Origin of the sequence: Brevibacterium linens ATCC 9172 (assembly GCF_900169165.1) — a bacterium.
GTDB lineage: Bacteria > Actinomycetota > Actinomycetes > Actinomycetales > Brevibacteriaceae > Brevibacterium > Brevibacterium linens.
The window spans coordinates 97142-117543 of record NZ_FXYY01000004.1; the positions used below are offsets into that span (position 1 = coordinate 97142).

The window sequence follows — 20402 nt, forward strand, 5'->3', positions numbered from 1 at the left end:
GGCCCGGCCGACTCCGCACTCCCCCAACCCGCCACCGCGAACACGCAAAGGACTCATATGACCCGCGTAGCCGATCGCTTCAGACATGGATTCGACGCCGAGGTGGTCCGCGCCTGGATCGCCGATGACCCCGATCCGCAGACGGCCACCACCGTGGAACACATCCTCGCCTCCGCGGAGGACGGCGACGAGGCGGCGATCGCCGACCTCGAGGACCGATTCTCCGGTCCCCTCGTCTTCGGCACCGCCGGCCTGCGCGGCGAGATCGCCGCCGGCCCGAACCGGATGAACCGGGCCGTCGTCATCCGGGCTGCCGCAGGGTTGGCCGCGTTCCTCGCCGAAACCGTCGGTGAGGGTTTCCGCGTCGTCATCGGCTGCGATGCCCGGTACAAGTCCGCGGAGTTCGCTCGAGATACCGCCGCCGTCATCACCGCCGCCGGCGGGGTCGCGATCCAGCTGCCCGACCAGCTGCCGACCCCGCTGTTGGCGTTCGCGCTGTCACAGCGGGGAGCGGATGCAGGTGTCATGGTCACGGCCAGCCATAACCCCCCGGCCGACAACGGGTACAAGGTCTACCTGGGACAGCGTCCGCTGCAGGCCATCGAATCCGAGCCTGCTGCCGCCCTCGCCGGTGCCGGGGCGCAGATCGTCAGCCCGGCAGATGCGCTCATCGCCGAGAAGATCGCCGCGGTCGAATCCGTGGCCTCGGTGGCACGAGCCGAATCAGGGTGGGAGCACCTCGACGAGTCGATCGTCGAGGAGTACCTGTCTCGCATCGATGATCTGAGGGTGCGGGCCGAAGCGGATCTGTCGATCGTGCTCACCTCTCTGCACGGTGTCGGTGCCGGTGTCGCCGAGGCGGCGCTGACCCGCACCGGGTTCACGAACCTTCACCCGGTGACCTCCCAGCAGGCACCGGATCCGGATTTTCCGACCGTGTCGTTCCCGAATCCCGAGGAGGCCGGGGCTCTCGACGAGTCCTTCGCCCTGGCCCGTGAGGTCGGCGCCGAGCTCATCATCGCCAACGACCCGGACGCCGACCGGTTCTCCGCGGCCATTCCCGATGACTCTGCCGCGACCGGTTACCGACAGCTGTCCGGTGACGAGGTGGGGCTCCTCCTCGGTGAGGATGCCGCGACGCGCCTGACTGCGGGAACACATCATGCGGCGGGGGCGGAGGCTCCGGTGTTCGCGAACTCGATCGTATCCTCCCGTGGGCTGGCCGCCGCTGCCGCCAGCCACGGGTTCGCAGCGGTGAACACGCTCACCGGGTTCAAGTGGATCTCCCGAGTTCCCAACCTTGTCTTCGGCTATGAAGAGGCGCTCGGCTACTGCGTCGATCCGGCTGCGGTCCGTGACAAGGACGGCATTTCGGCGGCCGTGACCTTCGCGGCTCTGGCATCCCGGCTCAAAGCCGAGGGATCGAGCATCGAGGCCGAACTCGATCGGATCCGGGTCCGCGACGGCTACTTCGCCACCGCTCCTTTGAGCTTCCGCCTCGACGATGTCTCCCTCATCGCCACGGCGATGGCGAAGCTGCGCGAGAATCCTCCGGCCACGCTGGCCGGCTCCCCCGTCGCCGAGGTCCACGACCTCGCAGCCGGGTATGAGGGGCTGCCTCCGACCGACGGAATCCTGCTGCTCTCGGAGTCGAACTCGCGGGTCATCGTGCGTCCTTCCGGCACCGAACCGAAGCTCAAGTGCTATCTCGAAGTCGTCGCCGAGCCCTCCGAGCTCCAGGCTGCGACCGATGCCGATGCCCGTGCGGCCGCCAGCGCAGGAGTGCGTCTGCCGGCCGCCTCGGCGAGTGCCTCCCTCAAACCGGCCCTCAAGGAACGCTTGACCTCGCTGAGCACCGAACTCAAAACCTTCTTCGGCCTCTGACCCCAATTACCACGTGACGGCGGCCCAGCAACCTCGCGCGAGGTTGCTGGGCCGCCGTCAGGTAGTAATTAGAGGGAGTTGAGGATGGTGCGGCTGCCGGAGAGGCCCAGGCGGGACGCGCCGGCGGCGATCATCTCTTCGGCTGCCTCGGCAGTGCGGATTCCGCCGGAGGCCTTCACTCCCAGGCGGTCGCCCACGGTCTCGCGCATCAGAGACACAGCGTGAGCGCTGGCGCCTCCGGCGGGGTGGAACCCGGTCGACGTCTTGACGAATCCGGCTCCGGCGGCCTCGGCGCGGCGGCAGGCCTCGACGATCTGCTCATCGCCCAGCGCCGCCGACTCGATGATGACCTTGACGAGGGCGTCCCCGCTGGCCTCGACGACGCCGCGGATATCGGCCTCGAGTCCGTCGAAGTCCCCGGCGACGGCCTGTCCGATGTTGATGACCATGTCGACTTCGGCAGCACCGTCGGCGACGGCCTGAGCAGCCTCGGCGGCCTTGATCTCCGGCTTCACCTGGCCGGAGGGGAATCCGACGACGGTGGCCACGACGAGCTCACCCGGATCGGTGATCGGCAGCATGGACGGTGACACGCAGATCGCGAGCACGCCCAGCTCCTTCGCTTCCGCCACGAGGGCGTCGACGTCGGCGGGGGTCGCTTCGGGCTTGAGCAGGGTGTGGTCGATAATGTTCGCGACATCGGTGCGGCTGGTCATTCGGTCCTCCAGAAGTGGTCGTGCAAGGTTGCGTGGTCGAGCAAGGTTGCATGGTCGTGCATGGCTGCGCGTGCAGATGACGCGCGAAGTATCGTCAGGTCCAGCGTAGCGAGGCCAGCGGCCGCGCGGCAGTGCTGAGAGTGTGCGATTCGGCTCAGGTGATCGTGTCGAAGACGATCGACTCCGGCACCGAGGCGGCGTCCCCGCCGATCTCGACCGCGCCCTCCAGCGCTTCGATCGCCCGGTCGAATCGTTCCGGGGTGGCCGTGTGCAGTGTCATGAGCGGCTGTCCGGCCGTGACCGTGTCCCCGGGTTTCGCGTGGAGTTCGATTCCGGCCACATCCTGGACCGGGTCTTCCTTCCGCGCCCGCCCGGCACCCAACCGCCACGAGGCGACTCCCACCGAGAGCGCATCGAGTGAGGTGAGCACCCCGGAATCGGTCGCGGTGACGACCTCGGTGTGCTCGGCCACGGGCAGAGCGGCGTCCGGGTCGCCGTGTTGGGCGCGGATCATCTGCTTCCACTTGTCCATGGCGCGCCCGTCGGCCAAGGCGGCGCGGACGTCGACATCGGTCTTGCCCGCCAGGCGCAGCATCTCCTCGGCCAGGGCGACGGTGAGGTCGACGACGTCGGTGGGTCCGCCGCCGGCCAGGACCTCGACGGATTCGCGGACCTCGAGAGCATTGCCGACGGTCAGACCCAAGGGTGTGGACATATCGGTCAGCAGCGCCGAGGTCTTCACCCCGGCGGCCTTGCCGAGCTCGACCATCGTCTCGGCGAGCGTGCGGGCCTTCGTCAGGTCCTTCATGAACGCTCCGGAGCCGACCTTGACGTCGAGGACGAGCCCGGAGGTGCCCTCGGCGATCTTCTTCGACATGATCGAGGAGGCGATGAGCGGGATGCAGTCGACCGTCGAGGTGATGTCGCGCAGGGCGTAGAGCTTCTTGTCCGCCGGAGCCAGACCGGATCCCGCCGCGCAGATGACGGCGCCGACGCCGTCAAGCTGTGCGACGATCGCCTCATTGCTCAGTCCCGCCTGCCACCCGGGAATCGATTCGAGCTTGTCCAGGGTGCCGCCGGTGTGGCCGAGACCGCGGCCGGAGAGCTGCGGGACGGCCACGTCGAAGACGGCGACGAGCGGGGCCAGGGGCAGGGTGATCTTGTCGCCGACTCCCCCGGTCGAATGCTTGTCCGACGTCGGTTGGGTCAGGGACGAGAAGTCCATGCGCTCACCGGAGTCGATCATCGCCTGCGTCCAATGCGCGATCTCAACCGGTGCCATGTCGTTGATGAAGATCGCCATGGCCAGGGCCGCCATCTGCTCTTCTGCGACGGCGCCGCGGGTGTAGGCGCCGATGACCCAGTCGATCTGCTCCTTGCTCAGGGCCCGGCCATCGCGTTTGGCGGCGATGACGTCGACGGTGTCGAATGCTTCTACGCTCACGGTCTCAATCCTTCGTTGTCGTCGAAATCTTCGTTGTCAGCTCAGCCGTCGCCTTCAAGGCCCTGCCGTCTCGTTCCGGCCACGACCGCCTCGGTGAGGGGACGATCGGTCAGTGCTTGGCCTCATGGTCGCGGCGTGCGGCGGCCAGGTGATCGGGTCCGAACGCCTCGGGCAGGACCACGGACATCGGCTCACGTCCGCTGGGCATGTTGATGACGAGGTCGTTGCCGCCGTGTTCGAACAGCAGCTGTCGGCACCGTCCGCAGGGAACGAGGGTGTTGCCTTCCCCGTCCACACAGTCGAAGGCGACGAGGCGGCCGCCGCCGGTCATGAACATCTCGGAGACGAGCGAGCACTCCGCGCACAGAGTCACCCCGAACGAGGCGTTCTCGATATTGCAGCCGCCGACGATGCGCCCGTCGTCGACGAGACCGGCCGCCCCGACCGGATAGTTCGAATAGGGCACATAGGCCCGCGCCATCGCCCGCTTCGCTTCGGCCCGCAGCAGCTCCCACGTGCCCTCACTGAGGTCCTCGGGGGCGACCGGGGTGGGTTCCTCGCTCCAAGCCGGGTCGGTCGGGTGAGGTTCGGGGACAGTCATGGGGAGACCTCTTCCTTCGGGTGGTGACTGTGGGGTGCTCGAGGGGTCGTGCCGGTTCGTCGGGGACGGTGGCTGACCGATCCGTCGCCGAGGCGGGACTCACTTCACGTAGGGCACACCTTCCGCGGCCGGCGGGCGGACCCGACCGACGAATCCGGCGACAGCGAAGACGGTGACGATGTAGGGCAGCATGAGCAGCAGCTCGTTGGCCACCGGGGTGCCGATGGACTGCAGAGTGTTGCCGAGGCTCTTGGAGAAGCCGAACAGCAGAGCCGCCAGCAGCGCACCCTTCGGGTTCCATTTGCCCAGGATCATCGCGGCCAGGGCGATATAGCCCTGCCCGGCCGACATCTCCTTGCCGAAGGCCAGTCCGGAGCCGACGGTGAAGAAGGCACCGCCGAGACCGGCGATGGCACCGGCGAGCAGCGTATTGCGCACTCGGGTGAAGTTGACCTTGATGCCGACGGTGTCCGCGGCCTTCGGGTGCTCACCGACGGCGCGCATCCGCAGTCCCCACTTCGATCGGAAGACGAAGATCTGCAGGGCGATGACGACGACGTACATGATGTAGACGAGGATGTTCTGGTCAAACAGCACCCGCCCGAGCACCGGAATGTCCGACAGCAGCGGGATCGGCAGATTCGGCAGCTTCTGCCGGGAGTTCCACAGTCCCGGGTCCTGGGTGAGCACCGTCGAGTACAGGAAGCTCGTGATGCCGACGACGAGGACGTTGAGGACGACGCCGATGATGATCTGGTTGACCCAGTACTTCACCGCCAAGAAGGTGAGCACCACGGCGACGAGCGCCCCGGCGATGGGGGCGGCGAGCAGACCCGCGTACGGGTTCTTCACCACCGAGGCGACGACCGCGGCGAGGAAGGCGCCGGCCAGCAGCTGGCCTTCGATGGCGATGTTGATGATGCCCGACCGTTCTCCCACGAGTCCGCACATGGCGCCGAAGATCAGCGGCACGGACAGTGCCAGGGCACCGGCGAGCAGCGTGGTCAGCGGGATCACGCCACCGGATCCGCCGCCGGCCCAGGCGAGGAAGGACAGCACGAAGATGACGCCGAAGAGCATCGGGAACCAGGAGCCCGTGTCGATGCGCTTGATCGCCACATAGATCGACACGGCGGCCATGATGACGAGCAGGATGCCCAGCGTCAGCCCCGCCGCAGTCGAAGACACGGCGAAGTCGGGGATGGCGAAGAAGTCTCCGCCGGTGGCCACGCGGAAGGTCGTCTCTCCGTCACGGCCGATGAGGCCGAAGAAGACGAGCGAGACCAGCGCCAGGATCGTATAGACGATCGGGAACTTCCAGGCGATCGGCGCAAGCGCCTTGACCTGGGTCGAAGGTGTCTTATCCATGGTCTGAGCGGTCATCTCAGTCCTCCTTCCGCTTGAGCACCGGTGTGGGCAACCGGAAGATCGACCTCACCAGCGGCGGGGCCGCGATGAGCAGCACGATGACTGACTGGACGACGAGGACGATGTCGATCGGCGTACCGGTCTGGGACTGCATGAGGTAACCGCCGGCCTTGAACGCACCGAAGAGCAGACCGGCGAGGAACGTCCCCAGCGGTTTCGACCGTCCCAGCAGGGCGACGGTGATCGCGTCGAAGCCGATCGACCCGCTGATGCCGCCGGTGAGTTTGTATTCGGTGCCGAGCACCTGGGCGGCACCGCCGAGTCCGGCCAAGGCGCCGGCGACGATCATGACCGTCACAGTCACCTTGGACACGGAGATGCCGGCGGTCCGGGCCGCGTGCGGGTTCGCACCGACGGCCTTGAACTCGAAGCCGATCGTCGACCGCTCGAGCAGCCACCACACGAAGATCGTGGCGAGGATGGCGATGATGAAGCCGAAGTGGAGGCGGAACGGCGCAGGCAGCAGCAAGAACATCTGCGCGGAGTCATCGATGACACGTGATTGCGGGTTGGCCGAGCTCGTGTGCGTGAACCAGTTCTGCTTGAGCAGGTAGCCCAGTGCATACCCGGCGATCGAGTTGAGCATGATCGTCACGATGACTTCGTTGGCGCCGGTGCGCGCCTTGAGCACACCGGCGATGCCGGCCCAGATCGCACCGCCGATGATGCCGCCGACGACTGCGACGAGCATGTGGACGACGGGAGGCAGCGGCAGCGCATAGCCGAGGAATCCGGCGATGGTCGCGCCGAGGATGACCTGGCCCTGACCGCCGATGTTGAACAGACCGCAGCGGAAGGCCAGGGCGATGCCGAGACCGGTGAGGATGAGCGGGGTGCCCGAGACCATCGACTCGGTCAGGGGCCGGATGGCGCGTTCGGTGGTGCGTGCTTCCCAGTCGAAGACGGCTCCGCGGAACAGCGCCGAGTAGGCGTTGCCGACGGTCTGGAAGAGCGTGGCGAAGAAATCGCCGGGAGCGGCGAAGAAGTTCTCGGCCGCCGCGACGACCTCAGCGTTCGACACGGCGATGAGGACGCCGCCGAACAGGAGGGCGAGCACGATCGCCAGCAGCGAAACGAGCCATGAACCCGACATGATCTGCTGCAGCAGGGTCTGTTCCTTGCCGTCTGCGGCCTCGGCCTTCGGCGGCGGTGCCGGCGAAGGAGCCGTCGGTGCGATATCAGTCGTCATTTGGTCTCCTCCGCCGAGGTGGTGGCTGAGTCGTCGTCCGCCGGGGTGGCGGTGGATGCGGAATCGGCCGAGGTGGCGACCGGTTCCGCATCGGCGGCCGGGGTCGCGGCACCATCGGTGCTCGTGCTGCCGGCCGTGGCTTCGAGGGCTTCGTCGGCGGGAACGCCGGCCATCATCAGGCCCAGTGCCTCACGAGAGGTCTCGGGTCCCACGATGCCGACGATGCGTCCGGCGTACATCACGGCGATGCGATCGGCGAGGCCGTAGACCTCGTCGAGTTCGGTCGAGACGATGATGCAGGGAGTGCCGGCATCGCGTTCGGCGATGACGCGCTTGTGCACGAACTCGATCGATCCGACGTCGAGTCCGCGAGTGGGCTGGCTGGCGATGAACAGTCGCAGGTCACGACCGAGCTCGCGGGAGAGCACCACCTTCTGCTGGTTGCCTCCCGACAGGGTCGCGATCGGGTCGACCACGCTTCCGAGGCGGATGTCGAACTCGTCGACCTTCTTCTTCGCCTCTTCCGTGATGACCTTCGGTTTGAGATTGAGGCCCTTGGCATAGGGCTCACGGTCGTAGACGTCGAGGATCATGTTCTCGCGGATGGCGAACTCCGCGATGATGCCGTCGGTCGACCGATCCTCGGGAACGAATCCGATGCCCGCACCGAGGCGGCCCTTCACCGACTTCCCGGTGAGGTCCTTGCCGTCGAGGGTGATCGAGCCCAGACGGGGTTCGGTCACGCCGATGATCGTCTCGGCCAGTTCGGTCTGCCCGTTGCCCTGGACACCGGCGACGGCCAGGATCTCCCCCCGACGGACGTCGAAGGACACGTCGTCGACGACGACGTTCTCGGCCTTGTCGACGACGGTGAGTCCGCGGACCTGGAAGGTGGCGTCGCCCGGATCGGCGGCGTCCTTCTCGGTCGTCAGGGACACGGCGCGGCCGACCATCTGGCTGGCCAGTTCGGTCTCGGTCGAATCCGGGGAGGCCTCGCCGACGATCTTGCCGCGGCGGATGACGGTGATCGCGTCGGCGATCGCGCGGACCTCGCGCAGTTTGTGGGTGATGAACACGATCGAGGTGCCCTGCTCTTTGAGCTGGCGCATGATCGAGATGAGTTCGTCGGTCTCCTGCGGAGTCAGCACGGCCGTGGGCTCATCGAGGATGAGGATCTCGGCGTCCCGGGACAAGGCCTTGATGATCTCCACGCGCTGCTGGGCGCCGACCGGCAGGTCCTCGATGAGGGCGTCGGGGTCGATATTGAAGTTGAAGCGCGACGAGATCTCTTCGACCTTCTTCCGCGCCTCGTTGATGTCGAGGAGTCCGAGGCTCTTCGTCGGTTCGTAGCCCAGCGCCACGGATTCGGCCACGGTGAACACGGGCACGAGCATGAAGTGCTGGTGGACCATGCCGATTCCCGCGGCCACAGCATCGCCCGGGCCGGAGAACTTCACCGGCTCGTCGTCGATGAGGATCTCTCCTCCATCGGCGTCGTAGAGTCCGTAGAGGACGTTCATCATGGTGGATTTGCCGGCGCCGTTCTCACCCAGCAGGGCGTGAATCTCGCCCGGCTGGATGGTGAGATCGATGTGGTCGTTGGCCACGAACGATCCGAACACCTTGGTCATCCCGCGAAGCTCGAGTTTCACTGCTTCCGGTTCTCCTCACAAACTTGAAAACTGCAGGGCCGAAAGAACTCGGCCCTGCAGTTTATCCGACGAGCTTACTTCGGTGTGCTCTCCGACTCGACGACGAGGCTGCCGTCGATGATCTGCTTCTTCAGCTCTTCGACGTCCTTCTTCACGTCTTCGGGAACCTTGTCCTCGAAGTCGTGGTACGGAGCGATGCCCACACCTTCGTTCTCGAGCGTGCCGACGTAGGGCTCATTGGTGAAGTTGTCCTCGGTGCCTTCCTTGATGGTGTCTTCGACGGCCTGCGAGATCTGCTTGACCACCGAGGTGAGGATGATGTCGCCGTATTCGGTCGACTCGTAGCCATCAGAGTCGACCCACACGAGGTTGACGTCGCCGGCTTCCTTCGCCGCCGCTGCGGCACCGAGGCCGACGGGTCCGGCGACGGGCATGATGACGTCCGCGCCCTGCGAGATGAGCTGCTTGGTCAGTTCCTGGCCCTGTCCCTGGTTCTCGAAGTCACCGGAGAACGATCCGTCCTGCTTCTCCTTGTTCCAGCCGAGCAGCTTGACGTCCTTGTTGTTGTCCTCGTTGAACTTGTCCACGCCATCGGCGAAGCCGTCCATGAAGATCGTCACCGACGGAATCTGGATGCCGCCGAAGGTGCCGACCTTGCCCGACTCCGAGGTCGCGGCCGCAACATAGCCGGCCAGATACGCGGCCTCGGCGGTGTTGAAGACGACTGCCTTGGCGTTGTCGAGCGTCACCGGCTTGCCGTCGGCGTCGGAGAACGTGGAGTCGATGAGCGCGAAGTTGAGGTCCGGGTTCGCTTCGGCGGCTTCCTGGATCGTGTCCTCGAGGAGGAATCCGACGCCGAAGGTGAGGTTGCAGCCCTGCTGCACCATGTTGTCGACGTTCGGCCCGAAGTCCGCGTCGCCCTGCGATTCGGCGAGCTTCTCTTCGATTCCCAGGTTCTTCTTCGCGCTCTCCATACCTTCCCGACCGGACTGGTTGAAGGACTGGTCGTCCCAACCGCCGGAGTCGGAGACCATGCAGGCGAGGTAGTCGGAGCCGGATTCGCCTCCTTCACCTGAACCACAGGCCGAGAGGACGAGGGCGGATGCGGCGATCATCGACACCGCTGAAGCGAGCTTCTTCACGTTTTCTCTTTTCTGATACAGACAGTGCACACGGATGAGGGCGCTGTCTGCCCCTACCGAAGATGTGAAACCACTGGACGAACTGTCATATTTTGATGAGTTTCGGTCAGTCTAATGCACCGAAGTCGTTTCGGCGGCTCCGCTAGCACCTCAATCACGGACACCGATATGAAAAAGAAATATTCCGTCACGCACGGCCGTTCGCGGTCCGCAATGCGAACGCACAGACCTCCATCTTTGAGACAGTCGACCGTGGCGCGGAGACCGCCTGCCGACACAGAGCAGACACTCCGCTGGGGCACAGAGCAGAGCCCCAGCAGTGGCCGGGACCCGGTCATCGTGAACTAGGCTAGGGAGCGCTATGGCACATCTCCTCGGGGCAGAAGCCCTCCACCTCGAATATCCCACGCGCGTCGTCTTCGACTCCGTCACCCTCGGCGTCGAGTCCGGCGACATGATCGGCATCGTCGGCCGCAACGGCGACGGCAAGTCGAGTCTGCTCGGCATGCTCGCCGGCACCATCGAACCCGATTCCGGACGCGTGACCTATCGCGGCGGTCTGCGTCTGGGCATGCTCGGCCAAAGCGATGACCTCGATGACGAAGCGACCGTGGGCTTCTCCGTCGTCGGCGATGCCGCCGATCACGAATGGGCGGCCGATCCGCGGGCCCGTGACATCATCTCCGGACTCATCGCCGATCTCGATTGGGATGCGCAGATCTCCTCGCTCTCCGGCGGTCAGCGCCGCCGGGTGGCCCTGGCGGCGCTGCTCATCGGCGATTGGGACATGATCATCCTCGACGAGCCGACGAACCATCTCGACGTCGACGGCATCGCATGGTTGGCCAAGCATGTGCGCGGCCGGTGGCCGAAGAACGCCGGAGCCCTGCTGCTGGTCACCCACGACCGGTGGTTCCTCGACGAGGTGTGCACGAAGACCTGGGAGGTCCACGACCGCATCGTCGAGCCCTTCGAAGGCGGTTATGCCGCCTACGTCCTCCAGCGCGTCGAACGCGACCGGATCGCTGCCGCCACCGAGGCGAAGCGACAGAATCTCATGCGCAAGGAACTCGCATGGCTGCGGCGCGGCGCACCCGCTCGGACGTCGAAGCCGAAGTTCCGCATCGAGGCGGCCAACCAGCTCATCGCCGACGTGCCCGAGGTCCGCAATCCGATCGAGTTGAAGAAGATGGCCACGGCCCGCCTGGGCAAGGACGTCGTCGATCTGCTCGACGTGTCCAAGCACTTTGGTGAGACCACGATCCTCGACGATGTCACCTGGCGTATCGGTCCCGGCGAACGCACCGGAATCCTCGGCCCCAACGGCGCCGGGAAGTCGACCCTGCTGGGTCTGATCTCGGGAGAGATCGACCCCGATGCCGGACGGGTCAAGCGCGGCAAGACCGTGCAGATCGGCGTGCTCGATCAGCAGTTCAAGGATCTGGCCCGGATCGCCGACTCCCGTGTGCGCGAAGTCCTCGCCGAGTCGAAGACGTCGTTCACCATCGAAGGCAAGGACTTCACCCCGGCTCAGCTGCTCGAACGGCTCGGCTTCGCGAAGGAACATCTGTCCGCACGGGTCAAGGAGCTCTCCGGCGGACAGAAGCGCCGCCTCCAGCTTCTGCTGCTGCTCATGGCCGAACCCAATGTCATCATCCTCGATGAGCCGACCAACGACGTCGATTCGGACATGCTTGCGGCCATGGAGGATCTCCTCGATTCCTGGCCGGGCACCCTCATCGTCGTCTCCCACGACCGGTACCTGCTGGAGCGCGTGACCGATCAGCAGTACGCGATCCTCGATCACGGACTGCGCCATGTTCCCGGCGGCGTCGAGGAGTACCTGCGACTGCGAGCCGAAGAGGAACGCCGGGGTGCCGCCGGTTCGAACAAGGCGTCCGGCAGTTCGAACGGGGCCGCGACGGGAGCCGGCGGGGACGGTTCCGGTGGGGCCGCCTCGGCGAGCGAGGGAGTGACGTCGGCTCCGAAACTGTCCGGTGCGGAAGCCCGGGCGGCGAAGAAGGAAGTGTCCGCGATCGAACGGCGGATGGACAAGCTGAACAATCAGATCGCGCAGAAGCACGAGGAGATGGCCGCCCACGACCAGACCGACTTCGAAGGACTGGCTGAGCTCACGGCAGCGATCCGCGAGTCCCGGGACGAACTCGACGAGCTCGAGATGCGCTGGCTCGAAGCGTCCGAGGCGCTGGAAGCCTGAGGGTTCGAGGCGACGAACGACGATAACGCGGGACGACGGACCAGTCGAAGCCGAGGAGACGACGATGATCGACGAAGCGCAGATGCGGGAGCGGCTCGAGGATGAGCGGGCGGAGACGCAGGCGCTCATCGGCCGCCTGACCCAAGGTATCGACGAGGTCTCGGCCGCCCGCGACGGTGACAACAGCGACGACGAACACGATCCGGAAGGGGCGACGCTCGCCTTCGAACGGTCGCAGGCCGCGACCCTGCTCGCACAGTCCGAAAATCGCCTCAATGAGATCGCCGAGGCCGTCGACCGCCTCGCCGCGGGCACGTTCGGGATCTGCATCGAATGCGGCAGACCCATTGCCGAGGCGCGGCTGGAGGCCCGCCCCTATGCGGCCAAATGCGTAGATTGCGCCGCCCGCGACTAGTCGTTTCCATCGCTGGTCGCACACGCGAGGCCAGCGTCCCACATGACCGGGCGACCACCTCGGCGATGGTGTGATCTTTCCCCAAAGCCTGCCGGGTGCGGTAGTGTATCGGCGTGTCAACACGGGACTATCGCATCGACCGCGCCAAGGGAATACTGATCTTCCTGGTGGTTTTGGGCCACCTTCTCGCTCGAACCTCTCCGTGGGAGTCGCCGATCCTGGGCGCACCGATGTACTTCATCTACATGTTCCACATGCCGGCGTTCGTATTCCTCGCCGGAATCACGGCGAAGTCGAACAAGCTGGCCGAGCGGGTTCTCACCTACTTCGTCCTCCTCGCCACGGTGCTGCCGCTCATGTGGGGGTGGATGTGGATCTTCGGGCTCAATCCCGACTACGACTTCCTCAGACCGTTCTGGTACACGTGGTTCCTGCTGTCGATGGCGTGGTGGATGATCACGGTCCCCTTCATCGAGCGCTTCCCCCGCACGATGCTCGTCGCCTCGCTCGTCGTCGGGCTCTTCGGCGGACTCCTGCCGATCCTCGACACCGAACTCTCCGCGGCTCGGACGATGGCGTTCTGGCCGTTCTTCGTCATCGGCAAGCTCTACGGCAAGCAGATCATCGGCTGGGCGGGCAGCCTTGCCCTCTGGCAGAAGCTCGGCCTCAGCGTCGCTGCACTCGCCGCCGTCGGATACTTCTACCTCGACCAGGTCGATCACTACTGGCTCTACGGCAGCCTCAACTTCGCCCACTTCGGCGTCAGCGTTCCCGAAGGCGTGGGCCTGCGTCTCATCGTCGACCTCGGAGCGGTGCTGCTGACATTGGCGCTGCTGACGTGGCTGTCGAACACGAAGGACACGATCGCCACGATCGGCAAGCACAGCCTGGCGGTCTACATCCTTCACGGCTTCGTCGTCCGCGGTCTGCAGCCGGTCCTCGACGACAGCCGCACCGTCCTCCACGACGCCGTCGTCCTCCTCATCTGCGTGGCCCTGGCCGTGGTGTGGACGGGCGTGCTGTCCTGGGGGCCCTTCGAACGCGCTCTGCGCTGGTGGTCCTCGACCGTCACGGGCCTGCTGCTCAAACCGTTCCCATTCCTGCGACCGGAGGATTCCGACCGGCGCGGCGGACGTGGCGGACGTGGCCGCCGTGGAGATGCCTACTACTCCGGCGACGCTCATCACCCCGGCAACGCCTACAGCGAGGGCGACGGACCGGACCGGCAGGGACTCGGCCTGCAGCCGCTGCCCGGAGTCGGCTACCAGCACTCCCCCGGCTTCGAACAGCAGCCGGGCCAGCAGCAGTCCTTCGCCTCGCCGGCACCGGTCGCGGGCGAGGCGTACCCGCTGCCGGGTTCGCACGAGGTTCCGCAGAACAACGCCACGTACGAAACCACGCAGGAGGTTCCCGCCGGAGCCGCCCAGCGGGCAATGCGCTACCGTCGCCTGCCGGTCTACCTCAGCGGCGACGAGGACAGCTGACCCTCGGTCCGCAACCGGCGGTGCCTGCCCCCGACCGGGCCCCACCGGAGCCCAGCTGTGAGCGCTCTTCGGCGGGCCGCCTCGGCGAATGTCGTGTCCTTTCATGGCGATCGGCGACGATTTATGTCGATGTGACGGACGTCGCTGCGCCGATCGATGGTGTGATACCCAGGTTCGGGCCGCTCGCCCGGGCTCGACCACATCATCGAATCGGAGAGCAACCATGACCGCGACCAACGCACTGACCCAACGCCTCGATGCCGGCCCCGTGATCTGCGCGGAAGGCTTCCTGTTCGAGCTCGAGAAACGCGGATACCTGTCCGCCGGCGAGTTCGTCCCCGAGGTGGCCCTCGAATTCCCCGATGCCCTGCGGTCGCTGCACGTCGACTTCCAGCGGGCCGGCTCCGACATCGTCGAGGCCTTCACCTACAACGGACACCGCGAGAAGATGCGCGTGATCGGCAAGGAGGACCTGCTCGAGCCTCTCAACCGCGCCGCCCTGCAGATCGCCCGGTCCGTCGCCGATGCCGAGCCCGGGAACTTCATGGCCGGCAACATCTCGAACTCGAACATCTGGGACCCGGCCGATGAGTCCAAGCAGGCCGAGGTGCGGGCCATGTTCGCCGAGATGGTCGGCTGGGCGGTCGAGGAAGGTGCCGACCTCATCATCGGCGAGACCTTCTACTTCGCCGGTGAGGCCATCACCGCCGCCGAGATCGCCAAGGCCAGCGGACTGCCCGTCGTGCTCACACTGGCACCGATGGCCTTCCAGGAGATGGCCGACGGGGTCGGGATCGTCGAGACCGCGCAGCGCCTCGAGCAGCTCGGCGTCGATGTCGTCGGCCTCAACTGCTTCCGCGGGCCGACGACGATGCTGCCGTGGCTCAAGGAGATCCGAGCGGCCGTGTCCTGTCACGTCGGTGCCCTGCCGATCCCCTACCGCACCACGGAGGACGAGCCGACGTTCTTCAACCTCTCCGACCCCCGCGCCGAGGTGGCCTCCCCGCACGGGCGCACGTTCCCCACCGCTCTCGATCCCCTGCAGACCAACCGCTACGAGATCGGTGCGTTCGCGAAGGAGGCCTACGACCTGGGCGTCAACTACATCGGCGTGTGCTGCGGCGCCACCCCGATGCACATCCGCGAGGTCGCCGAGGCGGTCGGGCTGACCACAGAAGCCAGCCGGTTCTCCGAGAACATGGCCAACCACTTCATGTACGGCAGCAACGAACGGCTCGCCGACAACGTCGTCGCCCTCGGAGACTCCGCCTGAGGCCGAGCGCAGAGCCGAGGCCCGCCCGGCGAGGGTGCCCGGCGGCGCAGCGTGCCCGGGGCCGGAACGTGCCCGCGCAGGATTCTCCGGTAGGTAATTGTTGATTTCCCACGAAGATTTCTGCAATTACCTCCCGGAGAATCGGGCGGTCGCGTCGAGCACTGCTGAACTCGGCTGCGCGCGGCTCAACCCGTGGCGGCCGCGCGAGCCTCTCCGAGCCTCCCTCACCGTTGATGGTGGCCTGCACCGTCAGCGTCACACCATACAGTCAGCGCCATAACCTCTCGATGCAACGGGAGGTTATGGCGCTGACTGTGTAAGTTGCGACTGCCTGTGGGCGCGGGCGCTGCCGGTGCAGGTTCGTGCGCGCCGCTCAGGCTTCGGCGGTCACGCCGATCGAGTCGAGAGCGGCCTCGAGGCGAGCGATCGTGCCGTCGATGTCGCCGAGCTTGTCGAGACCGAACAGGCCGATGCGGAAACTCGAGAAATCCTCGGGCTCATCGCACTGCAGCGGCACGCCGGCGGCGATCTGCACGCCGACCTCCTTGAAGCCGGCGCCGGTGGCGAGCTGCGGGTTGTCGGTGTGGACGACGACCACGCTCGGCGAGGCGAACTCGTCCGACGCCACCGAGGGCAGTCCGCGTTCGGCGAAGACCGCGCGCACGCGCTGCCCGAGCTCGGCCTGCGCGGCGGCGAGCTTGTCGAAGCCGCGCTCCTCGCTCTCGGCCATGAGCTTGGCGTTGTGCGCCAGAGCGTCGGTGGGCATCGTCGCGTGGTACGGCGCACGGCCGGCTTCGTATTCGTCGGCGATGAACAGCCACTTCTTCAGATCCATCGCGAAGCTCGTCGACGTCGTCGCCTCCACGGCGGCACGGCCGGCCTTGCTGAGCATGACGTATCCGGCGCACGGCGATCCGCTCCACCCCTTCTGCGGGGCGGAGATGAGCACATCGACGCCGAGGTCGGTCATCGATGCCCACACCGCACCCGAGGCGATGCAGTCGAGAACGAAGATTCCGCCGACCGAATGCACGGCCTCGGAAACCTGGCGGACGTAGTGATCGGGCAGGACCATTCCCGAGGCGGTTTCGACGTGGGGAGCGAACACGACAGCGGGCTTCTCGCGCTCGATAGCGGCGACCACCTCGGCGATGGGGGCCGGCGACCACGGCGACTGGTGCTCGGCGCTGTCCGGGGAGGCCTTGAGCACGGTCGTCTCCGAGGCGATGGCTCCGGCGTCGAGGATCTGCGACCAGCGGAAGGAGAACAGACCGTTGCGCACGATCAGCGCCTTCTTGCCGGTGGCCACCTGGCGAGCCACGGATTCCATGGCGTAGCTGCCGCCGCCGGGGACGATGGCTGCGGAATCGGCATCGTAGGCCGAGCGCAGGATCCGGTTGATCTCCTGCATCACGGACACGAATCGCTGCGACATGTGGTTGAGCGATCGGTCGGTGAAGACCACCGAGTATTCGAGCAGGCCGTCTGGGTCAACATCTTCGTGTGGCAAAGTCATGGCTCTAACATATCGACAGTCCGACATCCGGGCCACCGCCGTCGGTGGGTGAGATCAGTTCGACCGTCACCAAGGTGGCCGAACGTCAGTTTCGCCCCTCCCCGAGGCGGCGCTGAGCCTAAATGGGTGCGGCACTGCCCGCCTCGGCGGGGGTGCCGTTCCTCTCCCCACGGTCAGCTGCCGTCCACGATGTGCGCTCCGGGGGCGGGCCCGGTGGTGCGCAGCGCTTCGTTGACGCCTCTCGTGGCCTGCAGGAGAACGGCGAGGTCGAGGGCATGGTGGGCATCGCGGGCGAGGAAGCCGATCGTCGGGCCGGACCCGCTGAGCAGGGGCAGGAGCGCTCCGGCGTCCCGGCCGGCCTCCATCACCTCGGCGATTTCGGGCATGAAGGACACGGCCGCCTCGGTGAGGTCGTTCGCCGCGGATTCCGCGAGCGTGTCCGGTTCACCGGCGGCGAGCGCCGTGAGCACCCGGTCGGGGACGGTCGCGGGCGCCGGGTCGGGGTTGAGTTCGTCGAAGCGGGCGTAGACGTCCGGGGTGGGCAGGGGCGACGCCGAGGTGGCCATCACCCAGTGGAAGGTTCCGCGGGTGAGCACGGGGCTCAGCTTCTCCCCGCGACCGTGGCCGATGGCCGTGCCCCCGCGCAGGAGGAACGCGACGTCGGCGCCGACGGCGACCGCGCACTCGTGGAGGATCGCCTCGTCGACGCCGCCGACGAGGTGGGCGGCTCCGACGAGGGCGGCGGCAGCGTCGGCCGATCCCCCACCCATTCCGCCGGCCACGGGCACCTGCTTGTCGATGACGATGTCGAGGTCACGCAGCACGGCGACGTCACGATCGTCTTCGAGTGCGGTGATGAGGAGGTCGACGGCGCGTCTGGCGACGTTCGACTCATCGCGTGGGACCGCGGCATCCGCGTAGCGGCCCTGGATGATGATCGTTCGTGTTCCGCCGGGAATGAGGGTCAGCGTCTCGCCGAGGTTGAGCGCTTGGAACACGGTCGCGAGCTCGTGAAATCCGTCGTCGACCGCGCCCACACCGAGGTGAATGTTGATCTTCCCCGGCGCCCACACTTTCACCGGGGCCGGGATCGTCATACGCGGGCGCAGCGGGACGGTCATGGTGAGGGATCCTCGGTGGGCGTGGTCGGCGCGGAGGCCTCATCGTCGACGGCCACGGCGGCGAGGCGTTCGAAGTCGGCGACGGTGAGTGCCTCGCCGCGGGTCTTCGGGTCGATTCCGGCCGCGGTCAGCAGGTCTTCGGATTGCTGGGGGCTGCCGGCCCAGCCGGACAGGGCGGCGCGCAGGGTCTTGCGGCGCTGGGCGAAGGCTGAGTCGATGAGGGCGAAGAGGCGGCTGCGGGTCACCGGGTCGCGGTCGGTGCGGGTGACGTCGATGCGCACGAGTCCGGAGTCGATGTTCGGGGCCGGCCAGAACACGTTCTTGCCGATCTTGCCCGCCAGCTGCACATCCCCGTACCACTGCGCTTTGACGCTGGGGACTCCGTAGGTGCGGGAACCCGGTGCGGCGGCGAGCCGTTCGGCGACTTCGAGCTGGACCATGACGAGGACGGTCGTCAGGCTCGGGAAGGTCTCGAGGAAGTGCAGCAGCACGGGCACGGCCACGTTGTAGGGCAGGTTCGCCACGAGGGCATCGGGCTGGTTCTCACCGGCGTCGGGCGTGCCTGCCACGGGTTCGGTCGTGTGCTGCGGCGCGGGAAGCCTCGTGACCCGCAGGGCATCGGCGTGGACCAGCCGGAACGGAGCGTCGCTGCCGGCGAACGTCTCCACTGTGCTCGGCAGCTTCTGCGCGAGGAGTTCGTCGATCTCGACGGCGGTGACGGTGTGGCCGGCTTCGAGCAGACCGAGGGTGAGCGAACCGAGCCCCGGACCGATCTCGACGACGTTCGAGTTCTCCGCAAGTCCTGCGGCAGCGACGATCGAGCGCACGGTATTGGGGTCGATGACGAAGTTCTGGCCCTTCTGCTTCGTCGGGCGCAGACCGATGTCAGCGGCTAATTCGCGGATATCGCGGGCGGTCAATAACGTCACAGCCAACAACTTACCGCAACGGTCGGCTCGCACAATCACCGCAGTGGCCCTGCGGTTCGGCCGGGCCGCCTCGGCGAGGGAAGACCCCACCGCGCAGACGATAGGGTGAAGCCTATGGATCCGCAGACACTGACCGAACTGCTCGACGTCGCCGTCCTCGACCGGCTCGACCGCATCGACGACCTCGCAGGCGATGAGCTCGCCCGGTCGACGGCCCTGCGGAAGGAGGGCTACTCCGCCGAGGTGACCGCGGCCCTGCTCACTCAGGCGCGGCTGCGGCAGGAGGCGGCAGCGAAGCTCGGTCCCTTCGCCGAGGACATGCTCTTCACCCGGGACGGGCTGGCCCAGGCCACGCGGCTGCCGGTCGCCGCTCATCACGCGCGTCGCCTCATCGGGGACGCGGCCGAGGGTGAGTCGTTCCGCATCGCCGATCTCGGATGCGGGATCGGCGCGGATTCGGTCGCCTTCGCCGGAATGGGCGCGCAGGTCTCGGCCGTCGACGCCGACGAGGTCACCGCCGCCATCGCCGCCTTCAACCTCCGTCATCTGCCCGATGCCGCCGTCGAACACACTCGCGCTGAGGATGTCGACTTAGGCGGATTCGATGCCCTCTGGTTCGATCCGGCCCGACGGACCGTCGGCAAGGCCGACAAACGCGGATCGACCGCCCGCATCACCGACCCCGAGGCGTTCTCCCCCTCACTGTCCTGGGTGATCGAGCAGGCGAGCGCGGCGAAGTCGGCCGGAGTGAAGCTCGGCCCGGCACTCGACCACGACCTCGTGCCCGAGGATGCCGAAGCCCAGTGGGTCTCCCATAACGGAGAGGTCGTCGAGGTCTGCCTCTACTTCGGTGCTGCCCGGCAGCGACCGGGCCGCGGAGCCCTCGTCATGGGCGAGCGCACCCTCCTCGTCCACGAGGACGACCTGCCCGACGAGGACGAAGCGGGCATCGGGGAGCTCGGAAAGTACCTCCTCGAACCCGACGGGGCGATCGTGCGCGCCGGACTCGTCGCCGCCCTGTGCGCACCGCTGCAGGCCCGCCGACTCCACCCGAAGATCGCGTATCTGACCACCGATGTCGCACCGAGCGGCCCAGCATCGGCAGGTGTCACCGCCTATGAGGTCGTCGACGTTCTGCCCGCGAAGGTCCCGAGCCTGCGCAAGGAGCTCGTCTCCCGCGGAATCGGCTCGGTCGTGATCAAGAAGCGCGGGGCCGACATCGTGCCCGACCAGGTCCGACGCCAACTCAAACTGCCCAAGGGCGACAAAGCCACACTCGTGTTCACCCGGCTCGGCGACAAGCACGTCGTCCTGCTCACCCAACCGGTGTGACCCCGTCCCAGTACCGGTACGACTCTGCTCGCCCACCGGTGCAACCCTGCCCCACCTG

Annotated in this window: 16 protein-coding genes; 6 read left to right on the forward strand and 10 right to left on the reverse strand. The window is 66.8% G+C overall.

What is annotated here, in order from left to right; genetic code table 11:
• Nucleotides 1-57 precede the first annotated feature (57 nt).
• Nucleotides 58-1884, forward strand: a complete 1827-nt coding sequence (locus tag BLIN9172_RS05150) for a phospho-sugar mutase (RefSeq protein WP_101554088.1) — start codon at nt 58-60, stop codon at nt 1882-1884.
• Between the two features lie 68 nt (nt 1885-1952).
• Here BLIN9172_RS05150 and deoC read toward each other — a convergent pair whose 3' ends face one another.
• The 7 genes from deoC to BLIN9172_RS05185 all read right to left on the reverse strand — a co-directional run bounded on the left by deoC (nt 1953) and on the right by BLIN9172_RS05185 (nt 10056).
• On the reverse strand, nt 1953-2600 hold the full coding sequence (gene deoC / locus BLIN9172_RS05155) for a deoxyribose-phosphate aldolase (protein WP_101554089.1): 648 nt from the start codon (nt 2598-2600) through the stop codon (nt 1953-1955).
• 154 nt (nt 2601-2754) lie between these two features.
• Nucleotides 2755-4044: a thymidine phosphorylase gene (locus tag BLIN9172_RS05160; RefSeq protein WP_101554090.1), complete on the reverse strand. Its 1290-nt coding sequence runs from the start codon at nt 4042-4044 to the stop codon at nt 2755-2757.
• Nucleotides 4045-4153: 109 nt separating this feature from the next.
• Nucleotides 4154-4645 carry a cytidine deaminase gene (locus BLIN9172_RS05165; protein WP_101554091.1) on the reverse strand — a complete coding sequence of 164 codons (492 nt, stop codon included), beginning with the start codon at nt 4643-4645 and terminating at the stop codon, nt 4154-4156.
• A gap of 99 nt (nt 4646-4744) precedes the next feature.
• Complete coding sequence (locus BLIN9172_RS05170; RefSeq protein WP_101554092.1) at nt 4745-6028, reverse strand: ABC transporter permease; 1284 nt, start codon at nt 6026-6028, stop codon at nt 4745-4747.
• 1 nt (nt 6029) lies between these two features.
• Entirely contained in the window at nt 6030-7262 is a 1233-nt protein-coding gene (locus BLIN9172_RS05175) for an ABC transporter permease (protein ID WP_101554093.1), read from the reverse strand.
• Entirely contained in the window at nt 7259-8914 is a 1656-nt protein-coding gene (locus tag BLIN9172_RS05180) for an ABC transporter ATP-binding protein (protein WP_101554094.1), read from the reverse strand. The genes BLIN9172_RS05175 and BLIN9172_RS05180 overlap by 4 nt, the downstream gene beginning before the upstream one ends.
• Nucleotides 8915-8988: 74 nt before the next feature.
• Nucleotides 8989-10056, reverse strand: a complete 1068-nt coding sequence (locus BLIN9172_RS05185) for a BMP family lipoprotein (RefSeq protein ID WP_240812018.1) — start codon at nt 10054-10056, stop codon at nt 8989-8991.
• 361 nt (nt 10057-10417) lie between these two features.
• Between BLIN9172_RS05185 and BLIN9172_RS05190 the strand changes: the two genes are divergently transcribed.
• From BLIN9172_RS05190 to BLIN9172_RS05205, 4 genes are all read left to right on the forward strand, one after another.
• Nucleotides 10418-12274: an ABC-F family ATP-binding cassette domain-containing protein gene (locus BLIN9172_RS05190; RefSeq protein WP_101554095.1), complete on the forward strand. Its 1857-nt coding sequence runs from the start codon at nt 10418-10420 to the stop codon at nt 12272-12274.
• 64 nt (nt 12275-12338) lie between these two features.
• A complete protein-coding gene (locus tag BLIN9172_RS05195; RefSeq protein ID WP_101554096.1) occupies nt 12339-12689 on the forward strand; it encodes a TraR/DksA family transcriptional regulator in 351 nt (116 codons plus the stop codon).
• Nucleotides 12690-12802: 113 nt separating this feature from the next.
• Nucleotides 12803-14173 (forward strand): acyltransferase family protein, encoded by a 1371-nt coding sequence (locus BLIN9172_RS05200; RefSeq protein WP_101554097.1) that lies wholly within the window; start codon nt 12803-12805, stop codon nt 14171-14173.
• A gap of 223 nt (nt 14174-14396) precedes the next feature.
• Complete coding sequence (locus BLIN9172_RS05205) at nt 14397-15446, forward strand: homocysteine S-methyltransferase family protein (protein ID WP_101554098.1); 1050 nt, start codon at nt 14397-14399, stop codon at nt 15444-15446.
• A gap of 373 nt (nt 15447-15819) precedes the next feature.
• On the opposite strand, the gene BLIN9172_RS05210 is transcribed toward BLIN9172_RS05205, so the two are convergent.
• The 3 genes from BLIN9172_RS05210 to rsmA form a co-directional block, all read right to left on the reverse strand.
• A complete protein-coding gene (locus tag BLIN9172_RS05210) occupies nt 15820-16962 on the reverse strand; it encodes a pyridoxal-phosphate-dependent aminotransferase family protein (RefSeq protein ID WP_101554099.1) in 1143 nt (380 codons plus the stop codon).
• A 173-nt stretch (nt 16963-17135) separates the two neighbouring features.
• Nucleotides 17136-18083, reverse strand: a complete 948-nt coding sequence (locus BLIN9172_RS05215) for a 4-(cytidine 5'-diphospho)-2-C-methyl-D-erythritol kinase (protein WP_101554100.1) — start codon at nt 18081-18083, stop codon at nt 17136-17138.
• Entirely contained in the window at nt 18080-19012 is a 933-nt protein-coding gene (rsmA, locus tag BLIN9172_RS05220; RefSeq protein ID WP_101554101.1) for a 16S rRNA (adenine(1518)-N(6)/adenine(1519)-N(6))-dimethyltransferase RsmA, read from the reverse strand. The genes BLIN9172_RS05215 and rsmA overlap by 4 nt, the downstream gene beginning before the upstream one ends.
• A gap of 114 nt (nt 19013-19126) precedes the next feature.
• Between rsmA and BLIN9172_RS05225 the strand changes: the two genes are divergently transcribed.
• Nucleotides 19127-20344 (forward strand): class I SAM-dependent methyltransferase, encoded by a 1218-nt coding sequence (locus BLIN9172_RS05225; RefSeq protein ID WP_101554102.1) that lies wholly within the window; start codon nt 19127-19129, stop codon nt 20342-20344.
• Nucleotides 20345-20402 lie beyond the last annotated feature (58 nt).

Excerpts from the sequence above, each read along its gene's own strand:
- BLIN9172_RS05150 (WP_101554088.1), top strand. The coding sequence starts at position 58 with ATGACCCGCGTAGCCGATCGCTTCAGACATGGATTCGACGCCGAGGTG.
- deoC (WP_101554089.1), bottom strand. The coding sequence starts at position 2,600 with ATGACCAGCCGCACCGATGTCGCGAACATTATCGACCACACCCTGCTC.
- BLIN9172_RS05165 (WP_101554091.1), bottom strand. The coding sequence starts at position 4,645 with ATGACTGTCCCCGAACCTCACCCGACCGACCCGGCTTGGAGCGAGGAA.
- BLIN9172_RS05170 (WP_101554092.1), bottom strand. The coding sequence starts at position 6,028 with ATGACCGCTCAGACCATGGATAAGACACCTTCGACCCAGGTCAAGGCG.
- BLIN9172_RS05175 (WP_101554093.1), bottom strand. The coding sequence starts at position 7,262 with ATGACGACTGATATCGCACCGACGGCTCCTTCGCCGGCACCGCCGCCG.
- BLIN9172_RS05190 (WP_101554095.1), top strand. The coding sequence starts at position 10,418 with ATGGCACATCTCCTCGGGGCAGAAGCCCTCCACCTCGAATATCCCACG.
- BLIN9172_RS05195 (WP_101554096.1), top strand. The coding sequence starts at position 12,339 with ATGATCGACGAAGCGCAGATGCGGGAGCGGCTCGAGGATGAGCGGGCG.
- BLIN9172_RS05205 (WP_101554098.1), top strand. The coding sequence starts at position 14,397 with ATGACCGCGACCAACGCACTGACCCAACGCCTCGATGCCGGCCCCGTG.
- BLIN9172_RS05210 (WP_101554099.1), bottom strand. The coding sequence starts at position 16,962 with ATGACTTTGCCACACGAAGATGTTGACCCAGACGGCCTGCTCGAATAC.
- BLIN9172_RS05215 (WP_101554100.1), bottom strand. The coding sequence starts at position 18,083 with ATGACCGTCCCGCTGCGCCCGCGTATGACGATCCCGGCCCCGGTGAAA.
- BLIN9172_RS05225 (WP_101554102.1), top strand. The coding sequence starts at position 19,127 with ATGGATCCGCAGACACTGACCGAACTGCTCGACGTCGCCGTCCTCGAC.